We start from the raw sequence: 25355 nt of genomic DNA, 5'->3' as shown, positions 1-25355 counted from the left end.
CCCGTCATCCGTTACAGTTTTTCCGCCACACGAAGTACAGAGCTGCGTGAGCGAGCGTTCATTTCCACTTCTTGACCCGAAGGCTTGAGCGCCTTACCAATGGTCTTTAGGTTTGCACTACCCAGCGCTCGAATTTGATCTTCGGTCATCGGGATACCATGGGGTACCTGGGGTCCTTTGCTCTCTTTGCGCATAAAATGCTTCACCATGCGATCTTCAAGCGAGTGGAAGCTAATAACCGACAAACGCCCCTCTGGAGCAAGAATGCTGGCAGCGCCTTTTAGCGCCGTATCGATCTCTTCGAGCTCACTGTTGATGTAGATTCGAAACGCTTGGAAAGCACGCGTCGCTGGGTGCTTTTTCTCTTTGAAGCTCTTAGGTGCCGCTTCAGAGATCAGCTTTGCCAATTGGCCGGTACGCGTAAGCGGCTCTTTTTCTTCATCTTCACGATGGGCAACAATCGCTTTAGCAATACGGCGAGCATGCTTGTCTTCACCAAACTCGCGGATCACCCACGTAATGTCATCAAGATCGGCTTGCGCTAACCAATCAGAGACAGGCATACCAGATGTTGGATCCATACGCATATCAAGCGGGCCATCTTTCATGAAACTAAAGCCACGCTCAGCATCGTCAAGCTGCGGCGAAGACACGCCCAAATCAAGCAACACACCGTCCACTTTACCCACAAGATCATAACGCTCTGCGTATTCTGCCATACCAGAAAATGGGCCATGAATAATGGTAAAGCGCGGATCATCAATCTTTTTTGCTTCCTCTATCGCCGTCGGATCGCGGTCAATACTGAATAGGCGACCGTTTTCACCCAGTTGTGAAAGAATTTGACGACTGTGACCACCGCGGCCGAACGTTCCATCAATGTAAGTTCCATCCGGTTTGATCGCTAGACCATCAATGGATTCGTGAAGTAGTACCGAAATGTGTTGAAAGGATTCGCTCATGGGTGATCTCGAGAGTTGCTTAGCAAAGATGACAAGTTTACTGATTTCCTTCAGTAACGTCATCTGGTTAAGTTCAGCCTATCGTAAAGATAGGTGATAAAAAAGCAAAAAACCCATTACAAAATCAATTTGTAATGGGTTTTTCTATAATAGGTGAAGTTGACCTGTACGCCGGGTTCTGTATCCGCCGAAGCGGTGATAGCCATTCGTCTAGGCCAGCAATCGCTCACTGGCTCAAGCAACCTACCCGCCTCCATACGCGAGCAACGCAATGTGGAGGCCTATTTGGTCTTGCTCCGGGTGGAGTTTACCTTGCAACGAACTATTGCTAGTCGCCCGGTGCGCTCTTACCGCACCCTTTCACCCTTACCTGTGCTCCTTCCGAAGAAATGGAGCCATCGGCGGTCTTCTCTCTGCTGCACTTGTCGTGGGCTCGCGCCCCCCAGGCGTTACCTGGCACCCTGCTCTGTGGAGCCCGGACGTTCCTCCCCTCCGTCAGTCTCCCCCAAGACAAGCTCAAGGGGACGTCAACGAAGCAGCGACTATCCAGTCAACTTCAGGGCGCGGATTGTAACTAAGCGAGCGTGATTACTCAATGTTTTTCTAGGATAAGTTTTCTAGACCCCATTTATACAAGGCATTCTTTTTGAGGTTATAGATTTCAGCCGTCGCCGCTGCCGCTTTTTTAAGTGGTAAATCTTTAACCAAAATAGCCAGTGTACGTGTCGCTTCATCTGGCAGCTCTTCATTCACAGGCTCACGATGACCGTGAATCAATAACACCATCTCACCACGCTTACGGTTATCATCTTCTCCAATCCACGCAATCAACTCACCAAGTGGCAAACCTTGAATGGTTTCATAGGTCTTGGTTAGCTCGCGCGCCAATACAACCTCACGTTCAGGCCCCAGCACTTCAAGCATATCGGCAAGTGACTCGGTAATTCGATGTGGCGATTCGTAGAAGATACAGGTGCGCTCGGCTTTGGCGATCTCCATGAATTTATCTTTACGGCCTTTGCTTTTCGCTGGCAAAAAGCCCTCAAAACTAAAGCGATCAGAGGGCAAGCCAGATGCGCTCAGCGCAGTAATCACAGCACACGCCCCTGGTAATGGCACAACTTTAACGCCTGCCTGACGACATTGAGTCACCAAATGATACCCTGGATCGCTGATAAGCGGTGTGCCAGCATCAGAGACCAATGCGATGGATTCACCCGCAAGCAGTTTATCGACTAAAACTTGCGCTTTTTGCTGTTCATTGTGATCATGCAACGCAAATGTTCTAGTTTGAATATTGAAGTGAGACAGAAGCTTACCCGTATGGCGCGTATCTTCAGCAGCAATAATGTCGACGCTATGGAGTACATCCAGCGCTCTTTGTGTGATATCACCGAGGTTTCCAATCGGTGTCGGTACAATAAAGAGCGTTGGTTGCTCAATATAAGTAGTTTTGTTGCTTGTCATTTGTTTACCAGCACTTCAACGATTAATATAATGATTTTACACGAATAGTGATTAAAGAGCTCATGGCAATGATGAACCCAAAGAGAAATAGTGTAACACGCCTACTGACTCCAATTGCATTGGCTTTGTCCATTGCCGCTTGTTCTACTCAGCCAAGCGCCCCAGAAAGCGTTGATATCACCCTAGCACCTACTGCCTCTTCGGAGACCTATCTGATGCGAGCTGACGCCGGTCAAGACGGTTTTGCAAACGAATGGTTGATCTTGGCATTCAAAGCATCAATTCAAGAGGGCAATTACGAGCAAGCCCAGAGACTCTCTAATCGACTTGCCAAACAAAATCTCACCACGGTGCAGCAAGCCGAGTGGCAACTCGCACGCGCGGAACTAAACCTTGCGCAAGGCAAAGCAGAACAAGCGTATCTGCAGCTTAGCTTCCCATCTGAATGGCCACTCGCGCAGCAACAATGGCAGCGTTATCATCAATTGCGCGCACAAAGCCTTGCCGCCATGGGCAATTACTTTGATGCTAGCCGTGAGCTGATTGCACAAGCAGGTTTTAGCGCCAGTGACCAGCAAGAAGCGATCAACGCCCAAATCTGGCAGTACATGAACCAGTACTCAGCGCAGGATCTATCAACCTTAGTTGCCCAGCCTAATGAGGAAGTACTGGATGGCTGGTTACAACTGGCTACCTATATGAAAGGCATGGCAGCTAACTTGCCACAACTGCAAAATACACTAAATAACTGGCTCGCAGAAAATCCAACTCACCCAGCAGCTATCTACACTCCGCAAAGCATTTACGACATTCTCAACTTAGAGATTGCTTCGCCTCAAAGCACCGCTCTACTTCTGCCACTTTCTGGTAAGTATGCAAAGCAAGCTCAGCTGGTACGCGATGGGTTTATGATGGCGATGATGGATGACGAATTGCGCGATCCAGAGGCTATTTTTACCGTTATTGATACAAACGAAGCCACCCCTGCTGACATCAAGACAAAACTCGTCGCTAATGGTGTTGATTTTATTGTCGGCCCACTGGTTAAAGAAAATGTTGAGAAGCTACAGCAAGCTCAGCAAAACTCTGAGACACCAATCCCTGCGCTCGCACTGAATATTCCTAATGAGATAGAACCAACACAGATGATGTGTTACTTAACTCTATCTCCTGAGCAAGAGGTTGCTCAGGCAGCTCAACATCTGTCTAAAAACCAATATGCTTTCCCGCTGATCATTGCGCCGCAAGGCTCGCTGGGCAACCGTGTGGCAAAGGCTTTTGAGGCTGAATGGGCAAAAGTGAGTGACAACAAAGTCGCCGTAGCGCAGTACGCGAATCGCGCACAACTACAAAAAACCATCAACAACGTGTTTGGCCTACAAGAAAGCCAGCAACGTATCGCTCAAATGGAAGCGCTAACGGGTATGAAGCTCGAAAATCAGCCACGTAGTCGTCGTGACATTGATTCCGTATACATTGTTGCCAATAATGCTGACCTTACGCTGATCAAGCCATTTATCGAAGTCGCTATTAACCCTGATGCTAAACAGCCACAGCTGTTTGCTGATTCCCACAGCCACAGTGAGAAACGTCAGTATGAAGACCTCACTGGCGTGGTATACAGTGATATTCCACTGCTAGTGGAGCAAAATGTCGACCTCGATGCACAAATGACTAAGTTCTGGCCGAAAAGCTCAAATGCAGAGAAACGCCTGCAAGCATTAGGTATGGATGCCTACACGCTGACTAAAGAATTACCGCAACTGAAAGCAGTACAAGGTTACTCTGTCGATGGACAAACCGGTATGCTAACGATCGATCCAGACTGCGTAGTTCAACGCCAGATTGCTTGGGGTGTCTACGGCGAGCAACCTTCTACCGTACAACCTTCTACCGTACAAGAAACAACCGCGACTCAGGATGAGACAAGCGATGACACTACTGTCGTGGAAACGCCAATCAGCGAGTAAACGCGCCGTTGGAAAACGTTATGAGGAACTGGCCAAAGACTATCTCGGTCGTCAGGGCTTGGTTCCTCTATCAGAAAACTTCACGGTAAAATGCGGTGAAGTTGACCTGATCATGCAAGATAAATCGAGCATTGTGTTTGTGGAGGTCAAATACCGACGCAATCAATGTTATGGTAGCGCCCAAGAAATGGTGACGCGAGCCAAAGCAAAAAAGCTCGAAAAAGCCGCCACACTGTGGCTGCTCAAAAATGGCCTATCGCCATACGAGACCGAATTTCGATTTGATGTGGTTGCTATTCACGAACAAGGCAACGACATCAACTGGATAAAAAACGCCATCACTCAAGGATAACCATGCGCGATAGCATCAAAGAAAGTTTTACTGAAAGCATCCAAATTCAAATCGCCGCCGCCGAAGCGCTGCCAGACGCCATCACTCACGCAGCACAAGCAATGGTCGCAACACTGCTCAATGGCAACAAAATTCTGTGCTGCGGTAACGGCGGGTCAGCGTCCAACGCTCAGCAATTTGTCTCATGCCTACTGAACCGTTTTGAAACCGAACGTCCGAGCCTCCCTGCAATGACACTGACTGCTGACAGCACCACCATGACCGCAGTGGCGAACGACTACAACTTTGAAGATATCTTTGCCAAACAAGTGCGCGCCTTCGGCCAAACTAACGATATCTTGTTGGCAATTTCAACCAGCGGTAACAGCAAAAACGTCATTAAAGCGATGGAAGCGGCTGTGACTCGAGATATGACCATCATTGCCTTTACCGGCAAAGATGGTGGCGAAATGGCCGGCTTATTGGGCGAAAACGATGTGGAAATACGTATCCCATCTCAACGCACCTCACGCATTCATGAAGTCCACATGGTGACACTCCACTGCTTGTGCGATCTCATCGACCAAGTGCTATTCCCATCTCACGAAGAGTAACATTATGAAGATGTATAAAGTAATGGCACTGCTCATGGCCAGTATGTTCCTTTCGGGCTGTGCCGGTCTATTTGTAGCAGGTGCTGCGACGACGGTAAACCTCGTCACCGATACGCGCAGCGCAAAAGAGATTTGGAATGACAGTGCCCTTGAGTCAGAAGTAGCTGGTATGGGTAACAAAGCGCCCTATGTTAGCAACGTGCGCGTCGTTGCCAGCTCACAGCGTGGTACTGTCGTGCTGATGGGACAGGCGAATACGGAAGCGCTTCGTAGCCAGCTTGAAAACCAAGTTAAAGGTCTTAATGGCGTAAAAATTGTCTACAACCAAGTCCGCGTTAAGCAGCCACTTAGCTTCACGCAAATCAGCAATGACAGCTGGTTGACGACGAAGGTCAAGTCAGCGCTCTTGACCGACGAAAGACTCAACGGCGTCAAAATCAAAGTCATCACTGAAGACAGTGAAGTGTTTCTACTGGGTTATGTGTCTAAAGAGCACGCCGATGTGGCCACAGAAATCGCCAGAAATGTATCCGGCGTAAAACAGGTGATCCGTGCGTTCCAATTCAGTGAGCAACAAGAAAAGCTCAACACAGAAGCCGAGCCTGAACAGCCAGCAGCAGTTGAAGAGCAGCCTCAACAAGAAGAGGAAATGAAGCCAATTATCGAAGAGCCTGCTCCTTTTGTAGAAATTGAAGGCTAAACCCTCCAGCCACAGAAACCTAAAACAGCCAGCATGATTGCTGGCTGTTTTAGGTTTTAGGCTTAACAAAAGCAAGCGTTGTGAGCATGCTAGTTGACAATGAATGATGCTCGACATACTTTATAATGCTGCGTTGATTTTACCGCACTAGCTGCTCCAACAGGCAGTTTTACTTTTATAGATAGGTAAAATATGAATCTTCCGACCTCACTTCCAACGACTCACCAAACTCTTTTGATCCGTATTATCGACTCGCTTAGCCAAGACGCACGAATTTGTGGAATAGGCGCCAGCGGCTCATTTGCTACCAATACAATGGACGAATACAGCGACCTAGATCTTGTCATCGCTATCCACCCAGAAAGTGTTGAAAGTGTTATGAATGAGCGATTTCAACTCGTAGAACGTATTGGCGGCAGTGTCGCTGCCTTTACAGGCGAACATGTCGGTGAACCACGCTTGGTGATAGCACTGTTTGAACCTGATGCAGTACACGTCGACTTTAAGTTTGTTTCTCTGCCTGATGCAGCAATGCGCGTGGATGATACTCAAGTACTTTGGCAGCAAGAGTCATTGCTCACGGACTGTTTTTCAACAAAACAGCCGCACTACCCGCAGCCGGATCCACAATGGATTGAAGACAGATTTTGGATTTGGACACACTACGCTGCTACGAAGATTGCACGCGGTGAGTATTTCGAAGCGCTCGATTTTATCTCGTTTATTAGGCATAACGTGCTTTCACCATTGGCGCTGAAGCAAAATGGATTAACGCCATCAGGCGTTAGAACGATAGAAAAGCGTTTACCGGCACTGAATCAGCAACTCAAAAGCACCATTGCAATCACTGAGAAAACATCGCTTGTTGGTGCATTTGAAGCCTGTATAGCGCTTTATCTTGAGCTTAGAGGGAATGAAGAAAGCGTTGCGATTAACCACCAAGCTCAAAAGCTGTGTCTTGATTACTTTAATCATAGACTTACTTAACAATAAAAAAGGCCAGTCTCATGACTGGCCTTTTTTATTAATAGCTTAGTTTGGTTTATGGCTTAAGCGCTCGCTCTCCACGAGCAATGCCAACAATACCGCTTCGAGCCACCTCAACCACATCCGTCACTTCTGATAGCGCTGACACAAACGCATCAAGCTTTTCAGCCGTGCCTGCAAGTTGAACCGTATATTGCGACGAAGTGACATCAACAATCTGGCCACGAAAGATATCCGCCGTACGCTTCACTTCTGCACGCGCAAAACCGCTCGCTTTGACTTTAACCATCATTAGCTCGCGCTCAATGTGCTCAAACTCAGTCACTTCCTGAACCTTAAGGACATCAATCAGCTTATGCAGGTGCTTTTGGATCTGCTCAAGCTCCATTTTATCCGATTCTGTGGTGATGTTAAGGCGTGATAACGTCTCATCATCGGTTGGCGATACGTTGAGTGATTCGATGTTGTAGCCGCGCTGAGAGAACAGGCCAACCACTCGAGAAAGTGCACCCGGCTGGTTTTCCAATAGTAGCGAAATGATATGTCTCATATTAGGTTCTCTCCGTCTTACTTAGCCACATCTTATCCATGCCTTCCCCTTTGATTTGCATCGGGTAAACGTGCTCTGTTTCATCAACATTGATATCAACGAACACGAGGCGATCTTTCATCTCTAGCGCTTTCTTCAGACCAGATTCAAGTTCGCTTGGGTTGGAAATGCGAATACCTACGTGGCCATAAGCTTCAGCAATAGCAGCAAAGTCAGGCACCGAATCCATGTAGGAGTTAGAGTGACGACCCTGATAAATAATATCCTGCCACTGTTTTACCATCCCTAAGAAACGGTTGTTGAGGTTGATTATTTTAACCGGCACATCGTATTGCATAGCCGTCGACAGCTCTTGAATGTTCATCTGAATACTGCCATCACCGGTGACACACACCACCTCTTCATCTGGGTAAGCAAACTTCACCCCAATCGCTGCTGGGAAGCCAAAGCCCATGGTGCCAAGACCACCTGAGTTGATCCAGCGGCGTGGCTTATTAAACGGATAGTAGAGCGCAGCAAACATTTGGTGCTGACCCACATCGGATGCCACAAACGCGTCACCGCCCGTCAGCTTGTGCAGCACTTCAATGACCTGCTGTGGCTTAATACGCTCTTCCGAGGTTTCGTAACCAAGACAGTTACGCTCTTTCCAAGAAGCAATATCATCCCACCAAGCATTAAGCGCAGCTTCATCATTGGTGCCACCCTGCTCTACCAGAAGTTTCAACATGGTCTCTAGAATCACATCCGCAGAGCCAACAATCGGCAAATCAGCGCGTACGTTTTTCGAGATCGAAGAAGGGTCGATATCAATATGTACTACCTTGGCATTTGGGCAGTACTTGTCGAGGTTGTTGGTGGTACGGTCGTCAAAACGAACACCAACACCAAAAATAAGGTCAGCATTATGCATCGCAAGGTTGGCTTCGTAAGTACCATGCATACCCAGCATACCTAATGCGTTTTTATGTGTGCCAGGAAACGCACCCAAACCCATCAACGTGCTGATGACGGGTAGGTTCAACGTTTCAGCCAGCTTAATGATGTGTTGGTCTGCCTCAGACATGATGGCACCACCACCCACATACAAAACAGGTTTCTTCGCTTCTAAAATCGCTTTTAGCGCTTTTTTGATTTGCCCTTTATGACCCGATGTCGTCGGGTTGTATGAGCGCATCTTAACGGTTTCAGGGTACTCGTAAGGGAACTTGATCTGCGGATTCATGACATCCTTCGGAATATCAACAACAACCGGACCTGGGCGGCCAGTAGACGCGATATAGAAGGCTTTTTTCAGCGTTTCAGGGATATCTTCAGCACGCTGCAATAGGAAACTGTGCTTAACCACCGGACGGGATACACCGACCATATCACACTCTTGGAACGCATCATTACCGATCAGATTGTTCGGTACGTTGCCAGAGAGCACCACCATAGGGATCGAGTCCATGTAAGCGGTAGCGATACCGGTAATGGTGTTGGTCGCACCAGGACCTGAACACACAAGTACCACACCTGGCTTACCGGTAGCACGTGCGTAACCATCAGCCATGTGTGTCGCGGCTTGTTCGTGGCGAACGAGGACGTGTTGGATATTCTCGCGCTTTTCATGCAGCGCATCGTAGATATCAAGAACGGAACCACCTGGGTAACCAAAGATTTGTTGTACACCTTCGTCAATCAAAGATTGAACGATCATCTCTGCACCAGATAGCATTTCTGGGGTTGAATCTGCCATATTGTCTCCTTACCAGTTACCTCAACAATCAGGTTGTTGCTGAGCTGGCATTACATAGTTAGGTCTTATTCGTAGCCTAAATCGAAACTACTCACTTTTCAGCTATGTCACATAGCTTGTCATAACAAGCAATATGTTTACGCAACAACTGTAACGCTTTCTTTGCACAAGATCTAACCCGACAAAGGCTGCAAAAAACACACTCACCTTCGAAATGATAGGTTTGCCAACATTTGTCTTACCCAGAGAAACAAAACCAAACCAATAACCTAGTATCAAATAAAATTCAGAGTTAAATCCTGCCTAATTTATCAAAAACTGGCAAAAACTTATCAGCAATTCTGATTGGTCACTCGAAATCACTAAGGGAAATTAATAAAAAAGCCCCATATTTTGTTAAATAATGGGGCTTTGATTCACTAGGCCGCTTCAACGGGCTTTTTTACAGGTTTCGACCTCAATCGTCGTAACGTGCGTCGCAACATCGACGGCTGCTGTTTTTGCTGTTCTGTTTTACCTAACATCAGCAAACACGGCGTTAATACTAAGGTCAATACCGTAGCAAATGCCAAGCCGCCCGCTACCGCGGTTGCAAGCTGTGACCACCACTGAGTGCTTGGTGCGCCAAACTCAATTTTTTGATTGATGAGGTCGACGTTCATCTCCAGCACCATAGGCATCAAACCCAAAATCGTGGTCACCGTGGTGAGCATTACCGGACGCAAACGCTGTACACCCGTTCTTAAGATCGCTTCACGCTTATCCAAACCGCGCTTAATCAGCTGGTTATAGGTATCAATCAGTACGATGTTGTTATTAACCACAATCCCCGCTAGCGCGATAACACCGATGCCTGACATGATGATGCCAAATGGACGCTGGAACACCAATAGACCCGCAAACACTCCCACGGTTGAAAAAATCACTGCACTCAAGATCAATAACGCTTGATAGAAGCTATTGAATTGAGTGATCAAGATTAGCGCCATGACGGCCAGAGCGACCATAAAGGCACTTTGCAGGAACTCCGATGAATTCTTCTGCTCTTCATTTTGACCTTTGATAACAAACTCAACACCACTTGGCAGTTCAATCTGGTTGAGCTGCTCCATAAAGCCTGGTAGCTCAACCGCGAGATTGTAGCCATCCGCCATGTCGGCTTTGACATTGATAACGCGCACGCCATCTAAACGGTTAATGGTGTCTTGCTTCTGCTCTGGTGTGATTTCAGCAAAGTTGGTAATAGGCACCAGACCTGCCGGCGTCTTAACGCGAAGTTCATCAAAACGGCCAATATCACGATGCTCTTCTGGGAATCGCACTAAAATATCGACCTCTTCGGTAGAATCGTCAGGTAGATAATCACCAATTTTTAGGCCGTTGGTCACAAACTGAACCGTGTTACCTACCAGTGTCGCGTCCGCACCAAAGCGAGCAGCATCATCTCGGCTGATATCGATTTGCCAATCTATCCCTGGTTTGTTTGACGTGTCACTGACGTTCGTCAGTTTAGCATTGCCATCCGCCCAGCGACGCACTTCTTTTGCAGCTGCATCCAAACCATCAGGAATACGAGCAGAAAGTTCGACCACCAAATCATGCTCAACCGGGGGGCCTGCATCAGGGAACTTGTACTCAATCTCTACCCCCGCAAACTGGTCCGTCGTTTGCTTAAGCTCTTCGATGATAGCGGGCACCTTGCGACGATACTGCCAATCCAATGGGGTAATTTGAATCACACCAATTTCATCTTTACCGCCTGTTTTGGTGTAAACACTTTCAAATTCGTCATGACCCAGCATCACCTTCTCAACAACACGCATAACCTCGTCTTTCTCATTGATAGACAAGTCACCATGAGAGCGCACTTTGACATTAAAGTAAGGCGGATCCACTTCAGGGAAGAACTCAGCGCCAAGGCCGGCTTTGTTGTATGCCACTCCGACACCGATTGCCATAGCAATCGCCAGTAGCAGCACTTTTAAAGGATGACCAAGAGCAATATCTAGGGTGTGATAATAAAGCTTAGTAATACCGGTTGCTTTATCAAACTCGCCTTCATGCAGCGCCACCATTTTCTTTTGCTTAGCCGGTGAAACATATTGCGGCTTACCAATCAGACCACCGAGTACTGGCACAAACAACAGTGCCATCACTAGCGACGCTGTCAGTGTAGCAATGAGTGTCATCGGCAAGTACTTCATGAACTCACCCGTGATGTCCGGCCAGAATAGCAGCGGTGCAAACGCAGCCAAAGTGGTTGCCGTGGATGCCGTGATCGGCCAAGCCATGCGTTTGGCAGCATCACGATACGCTTCTTTACGCTCCATCCCTTCTTGCATACGGCGATCAGCAAATTCGGTAACAACGATTGCGCCATCGACCAGCATGCCCACAGCCATAATGAGTGAGAACAGTACAACGATATTGACCGTAAGGCCAAATACCGACAGCACAAGTAGGCCGGTCAAGAACGAGCCAGGAATCGAAATGCCGACCAATAGCGCAGTGCGAACACCAAGGATAGCGATGATAACAATAACCACCAAAATGATTGCTGATAAGATATTGTTTTGCAGATCATTGAGCATGATCTTCACATCTTTCGATTCATCCTTAGTGAACTTCACCTGAAGGTTGTTTGGCCATTCATCACGAAGCTGAGCTTGTCGCAGCACTTCTTTGACCAATGAGACAGTTTCAATGATGTTCTCACCAGCACGCTTTTTGACATCCAATACCACTGCAGAGCGTCCATCAAGACGAGCAAAACTGTCAGGGTCTCGGAAAGCGCGGCGAACTGTCGCGACGTCTCCAAAAGTGATCACTTGTTTGCCATCCACCTTAACAGGCAGCTCCAACACATCTTTTAGGCTGTTGAACACTGACGGTACTTTGACCGAAAAACGGCCATAACCGGTATCAACAAAGCCAGCGGCTACCACGCGGTTGTTCAGGGCAATCAGGTTGTAAATATCACCTTGGTCGAGCCCATAGCTTTCCATCAGTAGCGGGTCGACCACAATCTCAACAATGTCTTCACGGTCACCAGCAATGTCTACCTCCAATACTTGGCGGTAGCTTTCAAGCTTGTCACGCAACTGGCGAGCAAGCTGCACTATGGTGCGTTCTGGAACGGTGCCATAAAGTACAACCGAGAGCACAGGTTGCTGTGACGCAAAGGTCACCTCGTTAACTGTCGGTTCATCACTGTCTTCTGGCAACTTAGGCTTAGCAAGGTCAACGGCATCACGTACGTCTGCCATCGCCTTGGTCAAATCAACGCCGACATTAAACTCAAGTGTTACTGAGGCGTGACCTTCCGATGCCACCGCCGTCATCTCTTTCACGCCTTCAATCGAGCGCAACTCTTTTTCTAGCGGTCTGACGAGCAATCGCTCACTATCATCCGGCGAAATACCTTGGTGACCCACAGACACATAGATGATTGGGATGGTGATATCTGGACTCGATTCTTTGGGAATAGTGTTGTAAGTCACGACACCGGCAATGAGCACCAGAGCCAGCAAGCTGAGCATGGTTCTAGAGCGCGACAGCGCCGCATCAATTAATGCAAACATGCGGCCTCCTATTGCTGCTGTTCAGCGATTTGATTGGCCTCAGCGACACTGATGGCTTCGACCTGATCGCCATGACGAACGAAACCTTGTCCAAGGACGATGATGTCACTCTTAGTGCCAAGCCCGGTCAGCCAGACACCATCTTGCTCAGCTTTAACCAACTGAATAGGTACAAAGTCCACATGATTATCTTTAAGCGTTTTCACACCGAGATTGCCGATTTCATCCAGTGCTAACATTGCTGGCGTGATTTTGATCGCCAGTTGCTCATCCAATGCCAATTCCACTTCTGCACTGACACCCGCAGGAATGCGCTGATTTGGATTCGGCACAGCAATTTCAATCGGGAAAGTATTGGTTGAAACGGAAGAGACGCGCGAAATGTAACGCAGCGTACCCGTAACTTCTTCACCACCAACAAAACGAATTGTAGAGGTTTGGTTTGGCGTGAGTTTTTGAATATGACGTTCACTAACATCCGCTTCAATGACTAGAATATCTAAATCAATGAGCGTCGCTACAGGATCGCCAACACCGACAAAATCACCCAGCTCGATCGACAAATGATCGACGATGCCGGTAAACGGAGCGGTTACCGTAGTATTGCGCAGTGCAAGTTTCGCTGCACTCACCATCGCTTTAGCTTCGGTTAGGTTGGCTGCAGCAGTCGAGTAAGCCACCTCACCTTGCAGTCCTCTACTTTTCAAAGACTTGGAGGCATTAAATTCTTGCTGCCTAACATTGAGCATCGCCTGAGCACGCTCCAGTTGAATGTTGAGGTCACCTTTGTCAATTTGTGCAATCGCCTGCCCTTTTTTCACCTCATCGCCTTTCTCGACATTAAGCTTGATGATCTTGCCGGCAATTTCAGCGCCCAACCGAGCAGTGCGATCGGGTGCTGTACGACCATATAAATCGATCTTCTTATCGATCTTTTCTGCGCTAAATTCTTGATAAACCACTCGGGCAAGTGGAATGATTTGCTCTTTTTTCTGATTTGGCGCTTCTTCAGCCTTTAAAACCCCAAGACCAAGCCAAGTGGAGAGTGCTACGACGCATACCAAAGAGATTAACCAAGGACGTTTGGATAGAAAGTTGCCACGTTGAGTAGTTGGCATAATAATTTCCCTATTATTGTAATCCGACACTGCCGACCTTCTACGAAGCGGAGCAGCATCCGGTTTAAAAACTACGAATAATCAATCGCTAAACGACAACTTTCTGTCAGATACTGTGCGCTGACTACTGACTCGAGTGTAACAAAAACCCCTTTTGTAGATAACATTCATTTTGCTTATTATTGAAGTTTTTTTAACCTCTCCGATATTCCAGGTAAAAAAAAGGCGAACTAGATGTTCGCCTCTCTTCAACTTATTCTTTAGAACTACACGCTAAACGATGCACCACAACCACACGTTGTGGTCGCGTTCGGGTTATCAACGAAGAAGCGTGAACCTTCAAGACCTTCGGTATAGTCAACTGTGCCACCAATCAGGTATTGCAAACTCATTGGATCAACAACCAGCGTCACACCACACTTTTCGATGGTAGTATCACCGTCGTTAACGCTCTCATCAAAGGTAAAACCGTACTGAAAACCACTACAGCCACCACCGGTGATGTATACACGAAGCTTAAGCTCTGGGTTTTCCTCTTCTGCGATCAACGCATTAACACGCGTCGCCGCTGCCTCAGAAAAATTTAATGGAATAGCTACATCACTCACAGGAACCTCTCTTGCTACTCTGCCTCAAACGCCTGTTTGCACCAACCAAGACCATTGCAAACCCTAGTGTTCAAAACAAGCGGCGATGAATTAACAGCGCTCAATACTTAGCCGAGCATCATTGTATTTTGTAAAGTTATTGTCGGTGATTATCTAATACCTGAGTGCTTCGTTCAAGTATTAGACAAAACCAAATTAATAGAGATGTACCTAAAACTCGTATCAATATGAGAAAATGTGCTCAAAACACTTCTCGATTCGATTTGTAGATGTACAATGCAGCACACTTGGTCCGAACAAGCAAAGAGGAACTTTCCATGACCAAATCAGCAGAGCTGTATGAAAAAGCGCAACAGACCATCCCTGGTGGTGTTAACTCTCCGGTTCGTGCCTTTAACGGCGTAGGTGGTTCACCTATTTTCGTTGAACGTGCCGATGGTCCATTGATGTTTGATGCTGATGGTAAAGCCTACATCGACTACGTAGGTTCATGGGGTCCAATGATCCTTGGTCACAACCACGCAGTGATCCGTGATGCAGTGATCGATGCAGCTCAGCGCGGCCTTAGCTTTGGTGCGCCAACCGAAATGGAAATCAACATGGCGGAGCTGGTTCGCAAACTGGTACCTTCTATGGAACAGCTACGCATGGTGAGCTCAGGTACGGAAGCGACCATGAGTGCTATCCGCCTCGCTCGTGGCTACACGGGTCGTGACAAGATCATCAAATTCGAAGGTTGCTACCACGGTCACGCTGACAGCCTACTAGTAAAAGCTGGCTCTGGCGCACTAACACTCGGTCAGCCAAGCTCACCGGGCGTCCCTGCTGACTTTGCTAAATACACATTGACAGCACGCTTCAACGACCTTGCGTCTGTAAAAGCGCTATTCGAAGCGAACAAAGGTGAAATCGCTTGTATCATCGTTGAACCTGTTGCGGGCAACATGAACTGTATTCCACCCGTTGAAGGCTTCCACGAAGGTCTGCGTCAGATCTGTGATGACGAAGGCGCACTGCTTATCTTTGATGAAGTCATGACTGGTTTCCGTGTTGCACAAGGCGGCGCGCAAGCATACTACAACATCAAACCAGACCTAACGACGCTTGGTAAGATCATTGGTGGCGGCATGCCAGTTGGCGCGTTCGGTGGCCGTAAAGAGGTGATGCAGCACATCGCACCAACCGGTCCTGTATATCAAGCGGGCACTTTGTCTGGTAACCCAATTGCGATGGCGGCTGGCTTTGCATGTCTGACACTGCTTTCTGAAGAAGGCAACGAAAAGCGCCTTGCTCAAAAAACTAAGCACCTAGCAAATGGCTTCAAATCTCTGGCAGACAAACACGGCATTCCATTGGTAGTTAACCAAGTGGGCGGTATGTTCGGTTTCTTCTTCACCGACCAAGAAACCATCACTTGCTACGAAGATGTCGCGAAATGCGATGTAGAACGATTCAAGCGCTTCTTCCACCTTATGCTAGATCACGGTGTTTACCTAGCACCATCAGCGTTTGAAGCAAGCTTTACTTCACTGGCTCACGGCTCGAAAGAAATCGATGCGACGCTTGAAGCCGCTGACCGCTGCTTTGCGATGCTTGCTCAAGAGGCATAATCAAGAGTTAACCTTTTAAGAATTTGAGAAAAGGGCTGAGCGTATCAGCCCTTTTTTAGTGCCATCTTTTTATGCCTGCCAGTTGAATATCACCAGCAGCACTAAAAGCCCAATCGTGATTGAAAACCAGGGTATTTTGCGCGTTTTTTTCTTGCCTTGCTCACAGTTTTTGTCACCGTTACAACAACCCATCGAACTCTCCTACCGCCTCAGAACTGACAAGATTTTAAATTGATCACTCAAAGATTTACGTCCATTATATGACCAATACTGCTTATGTCTGTCAGCGTTTGTCGAACATTGACGATATCGCATCTACACTTCCAGTAAAAAGGAAACTTCGTGAACAACAAAATGAACGTGACGGCCAGCCATTGGGTACTGATTGTAGCCCTACTCTTTGCCGCGTTTGCCTGCTATCTCTTAGTGGAGCCTTACATCAACTCCATTGTCATGGCATTTATCTTGTCACTATTGATGTTTCCTATCCATGAATGGATTGAACAAAAGCTTCCTAAGCACAAGAACATTGTTGCCTTGCTCTCTTGTATCGTACTGACCTTTATTATTGTCATGCCACTCATGTTGGTCTTTAGCGCGATTGTTCAACAAGGTTCCGTCTTCTCCCAGAACATGTACCAATGGGTGACCGGCGGCGGCATTCAAGAAGTTATCGCCCACCCTTGGGTCGTCACTGGTCTTGATTTCGTCAACGAATACCTACCTTTCGATGCTATTAATCCGCAAGACATCGCTCAAAAGGCGGCGGAATTTGCCACCTCTCTTGGCTCTAACCTAGTTGCTATGAGCGCAAAAATTCTTGGCGATGCCACTAACTTCTTGATGAACTTCTTCTTGATGTTGTTTGTATTGTTCTTCCTACTGCGCGATCACGACAAACTCATCGCAGCAATCCGTCATATTTTGCCGTTTTCTCGTAGCCAAGAAGACCGCCTACTAAGTGAAATTGAAAAAGTATCCAAGTCTGCAGTCATGGGCTCGTTTTTAACCGCAATCGCACAAGGTGCCGCTGGCGGCTTTGGTATGTGGATGGCAGGATTCCCTGGACTATTCTGGGGCACCATGATGGGCTTCGCTTCATTCATTCCAGTGGTGGGTACGGCGCTGATTTGGATTCCTGCTACGGCGTATCTTCTGATCACCGGTGACACTGGTTGGGGGCTATTCTTGGCTGTTTGGAGTATCGCCGTGGTTGGCTCAATTGATAACGTACTGCGCCCACTACTAATGCAAGGTAGTGCGGGTATGAATACACTAATGATCTTCTTCTCGCTACTTGGTGGTATTCACTTGTTTGGTCTTATCGGCCTAATCTACGGCCCGCTGATCTTCGCGATTACTATGGTGTTGTTCAACATGTATGAAGAGGAATTCAAAGAATTCCTTGATGGCCAAGATAGAAGCTAGAGTCTTTTTTCAGGGAGGGGTTTGTGAGAGAATCGCCTCCCTTTTTATTTCGAGAGAAACATCGCCATGGCAAGCTACATCGCACCCAGTCAAATTGCACAACGACAACTAGAGTATTTTGCCGGCAAGCGTGTGTTGGTTATTGGTGAAATAGAAGATAGCTTCCCGATTGAACTGAGCCGCCACTGCGACAAAGTAACGGTATTCACCAGCAACTACATTACCTATCGTTCACTGCAATCTTCATCAAAAATCGACACTCTATTTGGCGCATCGCTACCAGCCGATATTGATGCAGACATGGTCTTACTTTACTGGCCAAAGGCGAAAGCAGAAGCGCAAATGCTACTGCATATGTCACTGGCAGCACTTGGCAATGAGACCGAAATCGTGGTGGTGGGTGAAAATCGCTCAGGCGTAAAAAGCATTGAGAAGATGTTTGCCACCTACGGTCCCATCAATAAGTACGACTCAGCAAGACGCTGCTCATTTTATTGGGGCATTTGCCAACAAGCTCCTGATTCGTTTGATTTACAAAGTCAAATCAAGACTTACCATGTTGAGCTCAATGGCATTGCTATCACTGTAAAGAGCCTACCTGGGGTATTTAGCCACGGTGAGTTCGACCACGGCACTCAACTTCTGCTCAATAACCTTCCAGAGCTCACAGGCAAAGTACTCGACTTTGGTTGTGGCGCGGGCATCATTGGCGCTTATATGGGTCTGAAGAACCCAACGAGTAAGCTTAACCTATGTGATATCAACGCGTTTGCGATTGAGTCAAGTAAGCAGACTCTCGCTGCCAATGGATTATCGGGTGAGGTTTTTGCCTCTGATGTGTATTCCGATATCGGCAACGATTTTGATTTTATCGTCAGCAACCCGCCTTTTCATGCAGGGCTCGATACCAGCTACTCAGCGACAGAAACCCTATTATCTGATGCCCCTAAACATTTAAATAAACAGGGTCAGCTTTGGATTGTCGCCAACAGTTTCCTCAAATATCCGCCGATTATTGAGCAGCAGTTTGGTCATTGTAAGACAGTGGCCAAAAACCGTAAATTTGCCATTTATCACGCTGCAAAATAACCTTCTCTGTTCGATTTTATCGCGCTATCAACCACAATAACCGGCACTGAATAGCGCGATAATTCTCTCAATTCTCGGTAATCTCTTACAAAGCTAACCAACTAACGGTAATTTTGTGTGTCCCAACACGCTTTACCTGTCACTTACTTGCCAATAAAAAATAAGTCTATAAATTGGCAAGGTTAAGAGTGTCTAGTTGATTGAGTGAGAGAATCTTTCCCCCATGTTAAAGCTGCGTCGCAAACAGAAATTTAAACGATTGCAAAACACCCTGATGATGGCGTTTTTGGTGCTCAGCATCACGCCGCTCACTATCATTGCGCTTTTCTTTCTTAATGCACATAGCCAGGATCTTCGCGACCAAAGCACCTCTCACCTTGTTTCACTGCGAGATACTAAAAAGCAGCAGATCGTCGATTATTTTAATGCTCAAGAGTCCGAAGTCATGGGCTTTGTTCGCTCCGAGCTTGCTTTTGCCAGTGGCGGCCGTTTCTACGGTCTAGTCAATGCATTCCAAAGCCTCGGCGACGATATTGAGCAAGCCCGTCAACATGCTCAGGAGCGTTATATTCTTGGCTCCGGCGACCAAGTGAAAACCACCATTCTCCCAGACTCTAGTAGTTACGTTGGTAGTGAGCGCTATCGCTTACTACACAAACGTTACCACCGCGCTTTTATGGAACACTTAAAGCGCTCAGATTTCGATGACATCATCTTGGTCGATTTAGCGGGTAACGTGACTTACTCGGTGTACAAATTCGATTACTTCGGCACTAACCTCGAAACCGGCAGCTATTCAACTCGTGTCTTAGGTGAGACGTTTGCGCGCCTTACATCGGAAGTGAAACTCAAACGCAAAGAAAACGAAGAATACACACCTGTCATCGTCTCAGACTTTGCTGAATATGAAGGTAAGCAGTATGCTTGGGTGGGTGCTCCAATCATCCAACAAGGTTACTTGCACAGTTATGCGATGTTCCGACTGCCAATTAGCGGTATCACTAAGCTGATTACCGATGGAACACCGCAAGACATCAACGTACTTTTAGTGGGGAGCGACCACTCAGCGAAAATTATTGGCTTAAGCGAAGAAACTATCGCCAATAGTGACACCGTGATCTCCGAAGCCTTATCTGGCATCACCGATGTCAGCCGCTATCAAAGTGCATTAGGTGAAAAATACTTTGCCGCATTTGCGCCTATCGCGCTTAACACAACCCATTGGGCACTGGTTGTCGAAACCCCTGAGGCAATTGCGTTTGCCAGCGTCAATCAGCTAGAGACCTTGTTTGTGGTCGCCATGCTGACTGCGATTGTTGTCGTGGTCATCGCATCACACTACCTTTCTAACTTCATTACATCACCGCTATTGAAACTTACCTGGGCTGCAGAGCGCGCTTCTGGGGGCGACCTTGACCCTTCGATTATTAGTTTGGAACGTGCCGATGAAATTGGCCGTCTTGCACTCAGTTTTGAACGTATGCGCCGCTCAATTAAGGACAAGATTGAGCTCATTAAAAGCCAAAACCAAGAACTAGAACAAAGCCTTGCGATCATCAAAAAACAAAACGAAGAATTACAGCTGGCCGATAAGCTCAAAGATGAGTTTCTTGCAACCACATCGCATGAGCTGCGTACTCCACTGCATGGCATGATTGGTATTGCTGAAGCGATGATTTCTGGTGCCAATGGCCCCATTGGCGCCAATCACAAGTACCAGCTGGATATCATCGTCAACAGTGGCCAACGTCTTGCGAGCTTGGTTGATGATCTGCTCGATTACCACAAAATGCGCTACGGTAGCCTTGATATCGAACGCCAAGCTCTGAGCTTAACCAGCACGACTCAACTGGTGATTGAGCTCTCTAACCACTTACTTGGCGACAAAAAGATCCGCATTATCAACCAAGTCCTTGAACCGCTGCCGTTGATTTCAGCCGACCCGCAGCGCCTTGAGCAAGTGCTTTACAACTTACTTGGTAACGCGATTAAGTACACTAACGAAGGTAAAATTGTCCTTTCTGCGACCGCTATGAGTGACCATATTCGCGTTCAGGTGGTCGACACCGGCCAAGGTATCCCAGCTCAGCAGCTTGAACACATTTTTGAGCCTTTAGTACAGGCAGGCCACGACTCTGGTCATTACCGCCAAGGTGCCGGGCTGGGTCTTTCCATTAGCCGTCAGCTTATCGAGCTCATGGGTGGCTCGCTGTACGTAAGCAGTCAGCCACATGTCGGCACAACGTTCAGCTTTACGCTGCCTCTAGCTACCCAACAAGAAATTGAAGCGCAATCACAAGCTTGCTCTGTGAGTCATTTTCAAATTTCTGAATCCGCAGAGCTCGCTCTGGAAGAAGAGGAAGTACTACCTGAAAACCCTAATGGCCCAGTATTGCTCATTGCTGACGATGAGCCGGTGAACCTGCGCATTCTCGAAAGCTTCCTGCGACTAGAAGGCTATCAAGTACGCCTGGCCAAAGACGGTATTGAAGCGCTGAATCAGATTGAGAAAGAAAAGCCAGAACTGCTACTACTCGACATTATGATGCCAGGCATGAGCGGCTTTGAAGTGTGTGAGTCGGTACGTGAAACTTACGACCACGCAGCACTGCCTATCATCATGCTTACCGCTCTTAACCAACCAGAAGACCGAGTACGCGGCTTTGAGCTGGGTGCTAATGACTACTTGGCGAAACCGTTTAGTAAGCCGGAACTCGCTGCTCGTATTGCAGCTCACTTGCAGGCAAGCAAAGCCGAAGAGCGCCGCGCGGAAAACCAAAACCTGAAATACGAACTCAAACAGCGAGCCATGGTCGAAGCTAGCTTACTTGAAACCCAAGGACGTTTGATTGAACAACTCGACAATGCTCCTGAAGCCATTTTGTGTATCCGAGAAGATCTTAAGGTTCAGTTTGCTAACCAAAGTGCCGGACGCCTGTTTAAGCGCTCTGTTGAGCAGCTCAAGCGTGCCAGCATTGAAGAGTTAATCGCGCCGAAATTCATTCACCTAAACCAGGAGCATTACTTTGGTGAAATTGATGCCTTCGTCGATGATGTTCGTCAGCACATTAATGCCGACATCATGATGCTTCCTGAAGGTTCTGGACTGAAGAGTATTTATATCTTTGAGCAAGGAATGTCGCTCGATGCTAGCCGAGTGAAGAACCTCGAAACGGCCATCGATGCCCTATCTACTTATGCTATTGAAGGTGATAAAGCCAAGCTTAAAGAACTCAAAGAGCTCGGTGGTGAGTTCACTCGCTTAGCTGATAAAGCGGAAGGTGAAGAAAAATCGCGTCCGGAAATTATGCGCGAGATCCTCGTCGAAACCATGACCACATCACTAACCTACTGGGAGAGTGTCACAGGCCAAAGCAAGTTTGCCTTCGCTGAGCAAAGTGGGCTGTGGCGCGTCTACTTAGACCGCAGCACGCTTCAAACCCGAACATTAGATAAGTACCTGCGCCTTGAAACGCTGCCGAAAACGCCACGATGGCGCACTGTCCTAAGCTCTGTGGAATACATTCTAGAGCACTGCCATAAGCAAGGACCAGAGCGCGACTACATCATTAGTTTACGCGATAAACTTCAGCGCCTTCTCACCAGCTAGCGAAGCTCAAATCCAACCCTGAGCCAGTTACTCAAGCCATAAAAAAACCACGGTCATCACCGTGGTTTTTTACTGCCTACTGCTAGCTAAATTACGCTGGCTCTTGGAAAATCACCGTATCGGCTTTTTCCGTATACTCTGCCATGCGATGGAAGTTTAGATAACGGTAAGTATCCGCTGCTGTTGGGTCAATCTGCTTCATGTATTCTAGGTATTCTTCCTTAGTTGGGATCTTACCAAGAATCGCACCCACTGAAGAAAGCTCAGCAGACGCCAGGTATACATTCGCACCTGTACCTAAACGGTTCGGGAAGTTACGTGTCGATGTCGACATTACCGTCGCTTCATCCGCTACGCGAGCTTGGTTACCCATACATAGCGAACACCCCGGAGTTTCGATACGAACTCCCGCACGACCGAAGATACCGTAGTAACCTTCTTCTGTAAGCTGGTCACGGTCCATTTTCGTTGGTGGCGCTACCCAAAGACGCGTATCAAGCTGACCGTTGTACTTATCTAGAAGCTTACCAGCCGCACGGAAGTGGCCGATGTTAGTCATACATGAACCAATGAATACCTCATTGATTTCAGTGCCTTGAACGTCAGATAGTAGACGAGCATCATCTGGGTCGTTTGGCGCACATAGAATTGGTTCTGTAACGTCAGCCAAGTCAATTTCAATCACGTGCGCGTATTCAGCGTCACCGTCGGCCGTCATTAGGTCTGGGTTTGCTAGCCACTCTTCCATGCCAGTGATACGACGCTCGATGGTACGGCGGTCGCCATAGCCTTCAGAGATCATCCACTTAAGCATAGTGATGTTCGAGTTTAGGTACTCAGAAATAGAGTCTTGAGACAGCTTAACCGTACAACCAGCTGCACTACGTTCAGCTGATGCATCCGACAGCTCAAACGCTTGCTCAACCGTTAGGTGCTCAACACCTTCAATCTCTAGGATACGACCCGAGAACTCGTTGATCTTGCCCGCTTTCTCAACCGTCAACAGACCTTGTTTGATTCCGTAGTAAGGAATGGCATGAACAAGGTCACGTAGCGTGATACCTGGCTGCATCTCACCTTTGAAGCGCACCAAGATTGACTCAGGCATATCCAATGGCATTACGCCCGTTGCAGCGGCAAACGCAACCAGACCCGACCCAGCTGGGAAAGAAATGCCTAGCGGGAAACGAGTATGTGAGTCGCCACCGGTACCTACTGTGTCTGGTAGTAGCATGCGGTTTAGCCATGAGTGGATAACACCGTCACCCGGACGAAGCGACACACCTGCACGGTTCATAATGAAGTCTGGCAACGTATGGTGCGTGTTCACATCGACTGGTTTTGGATATGCAGATGTGTGACAGAAAGACTGCATGACAAGGTCAGCAGAGAAACCAAGACACGCAAGGTCTTTTAGCTCATCACGCGTCATAGGACCCGTTGTATCCTGAGAGCCAACCGTTGTCATCTTAGGCTCACAGTAAGTGCCAGGGCGAATACCTTCAACACCACATGCTTTACCTACCATCTTCTGAGCAAGCGTGTAACCTTTTCCAGTATCTTCTGCAGCAACAGGAAGACGGAATACCTCAGAAGGTGCAAGACCTAGTGATTGACGCGCTTTGTCTGTAAGACCACGACCGATGATCAGTGGAATACGACCTCCTGCACGGACTTCATCAATCAGTACATCTGTTTTTAGACCGAACTCAGCCAGTGTTTCGCCTGAAGCGTGGTCGCAGACTTTGCCTTCGTATGGATAAACGTCAATCACGTCACCCATATTCAGCTTAGTTACGTCAACTTCGATAGGTAGCGCGCCCGCATCTTCCATTGTATTAAAGAAGATAGGAGCAATCTTGCCGCCAAGTACGTAACCACCAGCACGTTTGTTTGGTACGTTCGGGATATCATCACCCATGAACCAAAGCACAGAGTTAGTTGCTGATTTACGAGAAGAACCCGTACCAACAACGTCTCCCACGTACACGAGCTGATGACCTTTCTCTTTTAACGCATCGATTTGTTTGATTGGACCAATTGAGCCTTGTTGATCCGGTTCAATACCATCGCGAGCGTTCTTTAGCATCGCCAAAGCATGGACAGGAATATCTGGGCGTGACCATGCATCAGGTGCTGGTGATAGGTCATCGGTGTTTGTCTCACCCGTTACCTTAAATACGGTAAGCGTGATCTTCTCTTGAAGTTCAGGTTTCGATAGGAACCACTCTGCTTCAGCCCACGAGGTCATCACTTGCTTCGCATAAGCATTACCAGCTTTTGCTTTCTCTTCAACATCGTAGAAAGCATCAAACATCAGCAGTGTGTGTGATAGGGCTTTAACCGCGATAGGGGCGAGCTCTGCGTCATCGAGCAATGACACGAGAGATTCAATATTGTAACCGCCTTGCATCGTACCAAGTAGTTGCGCTGCTTTTTCACGGCTAACTAGAGGTGATTCCACTTCACCTTTGGTAATGGCCGTCAGAAAGCCGGCTTTAACGTAAGCAGCTTCATCTACACCTGGTGGGATACGGTTCTCTAGGAGATCGAGGATAAACTCTTCTTCACCTTGAGGCGGGTTCTTTAGTAATTCAACAAGTCCTGCAACTTGTTCAGCGTCTAAGGGTCTAGGAACAACTCCTTCAGCAGCACGCTCTTCGACGTGTTTACGATAGGCTTCAAGCACGACTTCTTTCCTCTCATTGCGGTCCCTCCTTATAATTAGAATTCGGAGTGGACATCCTTGGAAACTTGGCTCTCCCTTGCCATTGGTCGTCTTCAACTAATTGAATCAACAGCGCCAGAGAGGCCAAACAGTGGGGCGAAGGATACCAAATTTAACGTTAAATTAAAATCTTCCCATTTTGACCAACATTGCAAGTTTGAGTGAAAATCAACGATTTCCGACTAAAGTCGCAACGCGTTAGCGTCAAATTGGCCCTTCATTTTTTGCATTTATGTTCAGTATTACTTTCGGTGATAGCTAGAC

At 47.6% G+C, this 25355-nt stretch carries 17 protein-coding genes and 1 other RNA gene; 9 read left to right on the top strand and 9 right to left on the bottom strand.

Annotated elements, in window-relative coordinates; all coding sequences use genetic code 11:
• Positions 1–11: 11 nt before the first annotated feature.
• From rsmH to rsmI, 3 genes are all read right to left on the bottom strand, one after another.
• Positions 12–962 carry a 16S rRNA (cytosine(1402)-N(4))-methyltransferase RsmH gene (rsmH, locus tag ACVA6Q_RS16605; RefSeq protein WP_446648213.1) on the bottom strand — a complete coding sequence of 317 codons (951 nt, stop codon included), beginning with the start codon at positions 960–962 and terminating at the stop codon, positions 12–14.
• Positions 963–1113: 151 nt separating this feature from the next.
• An RNA gene (gene rnpB, locus ACVA6Q_RS16600) (RNase P RNA component class A) lies at positions 1114–1520 on the bottom strand.
• A gap of 45 nt (positions 1521–1565) precedes the next feature.
• Positions 1566–2429, bottom strand: coding sequence for a 16S rRNA (cytidine(1402)-2'-O)-methyltransferase (gene rsmI, locus ACVA6Q_RS16595; RefSeq protein WP_446648212.1), 864 nt, complete (start codon positions 2427–2429; stop codon positions 1566–1568).
• A 62-nt stretch (positions 2430–2491) separates the two neighbouring features.
• On the opposite strand from rsmI, the gene ACVA6Q_RS16590 reads away from it, so the two are divergent.
• The 5 genes from ACVA6Q_RS16590 (at position 2492) to ACVA6Q_RS16570 (ending at position 7031) form a co-directional block, all read left to right on the top strand.
• Positions 2492–4399 (top strand): penicillin-binding protein activator, encoded by a 1908-nt coding sequence (locus ACVA6Q_RS16590; RefSeq protein WP_446648211.1) that lies wholly within the window; start codon positions 2492–2494, stop codon positions 4397–4399.
• A complete protein-coding gene (locus ACVA6Q_RS16585; RefSeq protein WP_446648210.1) occupies positions 4362–4751 on the top strand; it encodes a YraN family protein in 390 nt (129 codons plus the stop codon). Before ACVA6Q_RS16590 ends, ACVA6Q_RS16585 begins: the two co-directional genes overlap by 38 nt.
• Positions 4752–4753: 2 nt before the next feature.
• Positions 4754–5344, top strand: a complete 591-nt coding sequence (locus ACVA6Q_RS16580) for a phosphoheptose isomerase (protein ID WP_353497844.1) — start codon at positions 4754–4756, stop codon at positions 5342–5344.
• 10 nt (positions 5345–5354) lie between these two features.
• Positions 5355–6044, top strand: a complete 690-nt coding sequence (locus ACVA6Q_RS16575) for a BON domain-containing protein (RefSeq protein ID WP_446648256.1) — start codon at positions 5355–5357, stop codon at positions 6042–6044.
• Positions 6045–6236: 192 nt separating this feature from the next.
• Complete coding sequence (locus ACVA6Q_RS16570; protein ID WP_446648209.1) at positions 6237–7031, top strand: nucleotidyltransferase domain-containing protein; 795 nt, start codon at positions 6237–6239, stop codon at positions 7029–7031.
• A 55-nt stretch (positions 7032–7086) separates the two neighbouring features.
• Here ACVA6Q_RS16570 and ilvN read toward each other — a convergent pair whose 3' ends face one another.
• From ilvN to erpA, 5 genes are all read right to left on the bottom strand, one after another.
• On the bottom strand, positions 7087–7581 hold the full coding sequence (ilvN, locus tag ACVA6Q_RS16565) for an acetolactate synthase small subunit (protein ID WP_353497843.1): 495 nt from the start codon (positions 7579–7581) through the stop codon (positions 7087–7089).
• Between the two features lies 1 nt (position 7582).
• Positions 7583–9319, bottom strand: a complete 1737-nt coding sequence (locus ACVA6Q_RS16560; protein WP_353497842.1) for an acetolactate synthase 3 large subunit — start codon at positions 9317–9319, stop codon at positions 7583–7585.
• A 419-nt stretch (positions 9320–9738) separates the two neighbouring features.
• Positions 9739–12900: an efflux RND transporter permease subunit gene (locus ACVA6Q_RS16555; protein ID WP_446648208.1), complete on the bottom strand. Its 3162-nt coding sequence runs from the start codon at positions 12898–12900 to the stop codon at positions 9739–9741.
• Between the two features lie 8 nt (positions 12901–12908).
• Complete coding sequence (locus tag ACVA6Q_RS16550) at positions 12909–14018, bottom strand: efflux RND transporter periplasmic adaptor subunit (RefSeq protein WP_353497840.1); 1110 nt, start codon at positions 14016–14018, stop codon at positions 12909–12911.
• A 266-nt stretch (positions 14019–14284) separates the two neighbouring features.
• Positions 14285–14626, bottom strand: coding sequence for an iron-sulfur cluster insertion protein ErpA (gene erpA, locus ACVA6Q_RS16545; RefSeq protein WP_353497839.1), 342 nt, complete (start codon positions 14624–14626; stop codon positions 14285–14287).
• Between the two features lie 317 nt (positions 14627–14943).
• Here erpA and hemL point away from each other — a divergent pair, with 317 nt between their 5' ends.
• The 4 genes from hemL (at position 14944) to ACVA6Q_RS16525 (ending at position 22363) form a co-directional block, all read left to right on the top strand.
• Positions 14944–16236 carry a glutamate-1-semialdehyde 2,1-aminomutase gene (hemL, locus tag ACVA6Q_RS16540; RefSeq protein WP_353497838.1) on the top strand — a complete coding sequence of 431 codons (1293 nt, stop codon included), beginning with the start codon at positions 14944–14946 and terminating at the stop codon, positions 16234–16236.
• Between the two features lie 354 nt (positions 16237–16590).
• The gene (locus ACVA6Q_RS16535; RefSeq protein ID WP_446648255.1) at positions 16591–17664 is read left to right on the top strand and encodes an AI-2E family transporter; all 1074 of its coding nucleotides are present in this window, start codon (positions 16591–16593) and stop codon (positions 17662–17664) included.
• A gap of 66 nt (positions 17665–17730) precedes the next feature.
• The gene (rsmC, locus tag ACVA6Q_RS16530) at positions 17731–18753 is read left to right on the top strand and encodes a 16S rRNA (guanine(1207)-N(2))-methyltransferase RsmC (RefSeq protein WP_353497836.1); all 1023 of its coding nucleotides are present in this window, start codon (positions 17731–17733) and stop codon (positions 18751–18753) included.
• Positions 18754–18976: 223 nt separating this feature from the next.
• A complete protein-coding gene (locus ACVA6Q_RS16525; protein WP_446648207.1) occupies positions 18977–22363 on the top strand; it encodes a response regulator in 3387 nt (1128 codons plus the stop codon).
• A gap of 91 nt (positions 22364–22454) precedes the next feature.
• On the opposite strand, the gene acnB is transcribed toward ACVA6Q_RS16525, so the two are convergent.
• Complete coding sequence (gene acnB / locus ACVA6Q_RS16520; protein WP_353497834.1) at positions 22455–25052, bottom strand: bifunctional aconitate hydratase 2/2-methylisocitrate dehydratase; 2598 nt, start codon at positions 25050–25052, stop codon at positions 22455–22457.
• Positions 25053–25355: the final 303 nt, after the last annotated feature.

The sequence above is a fragment of the Vibrio sp. DNB22_10_4 genome (assembly GCF_052879755.1).
The sequence above is the reverse complement of the archived record's forward strand: the minus strand, read 5'-3'. Positions and strand labels throughout refer to the sequence as shown.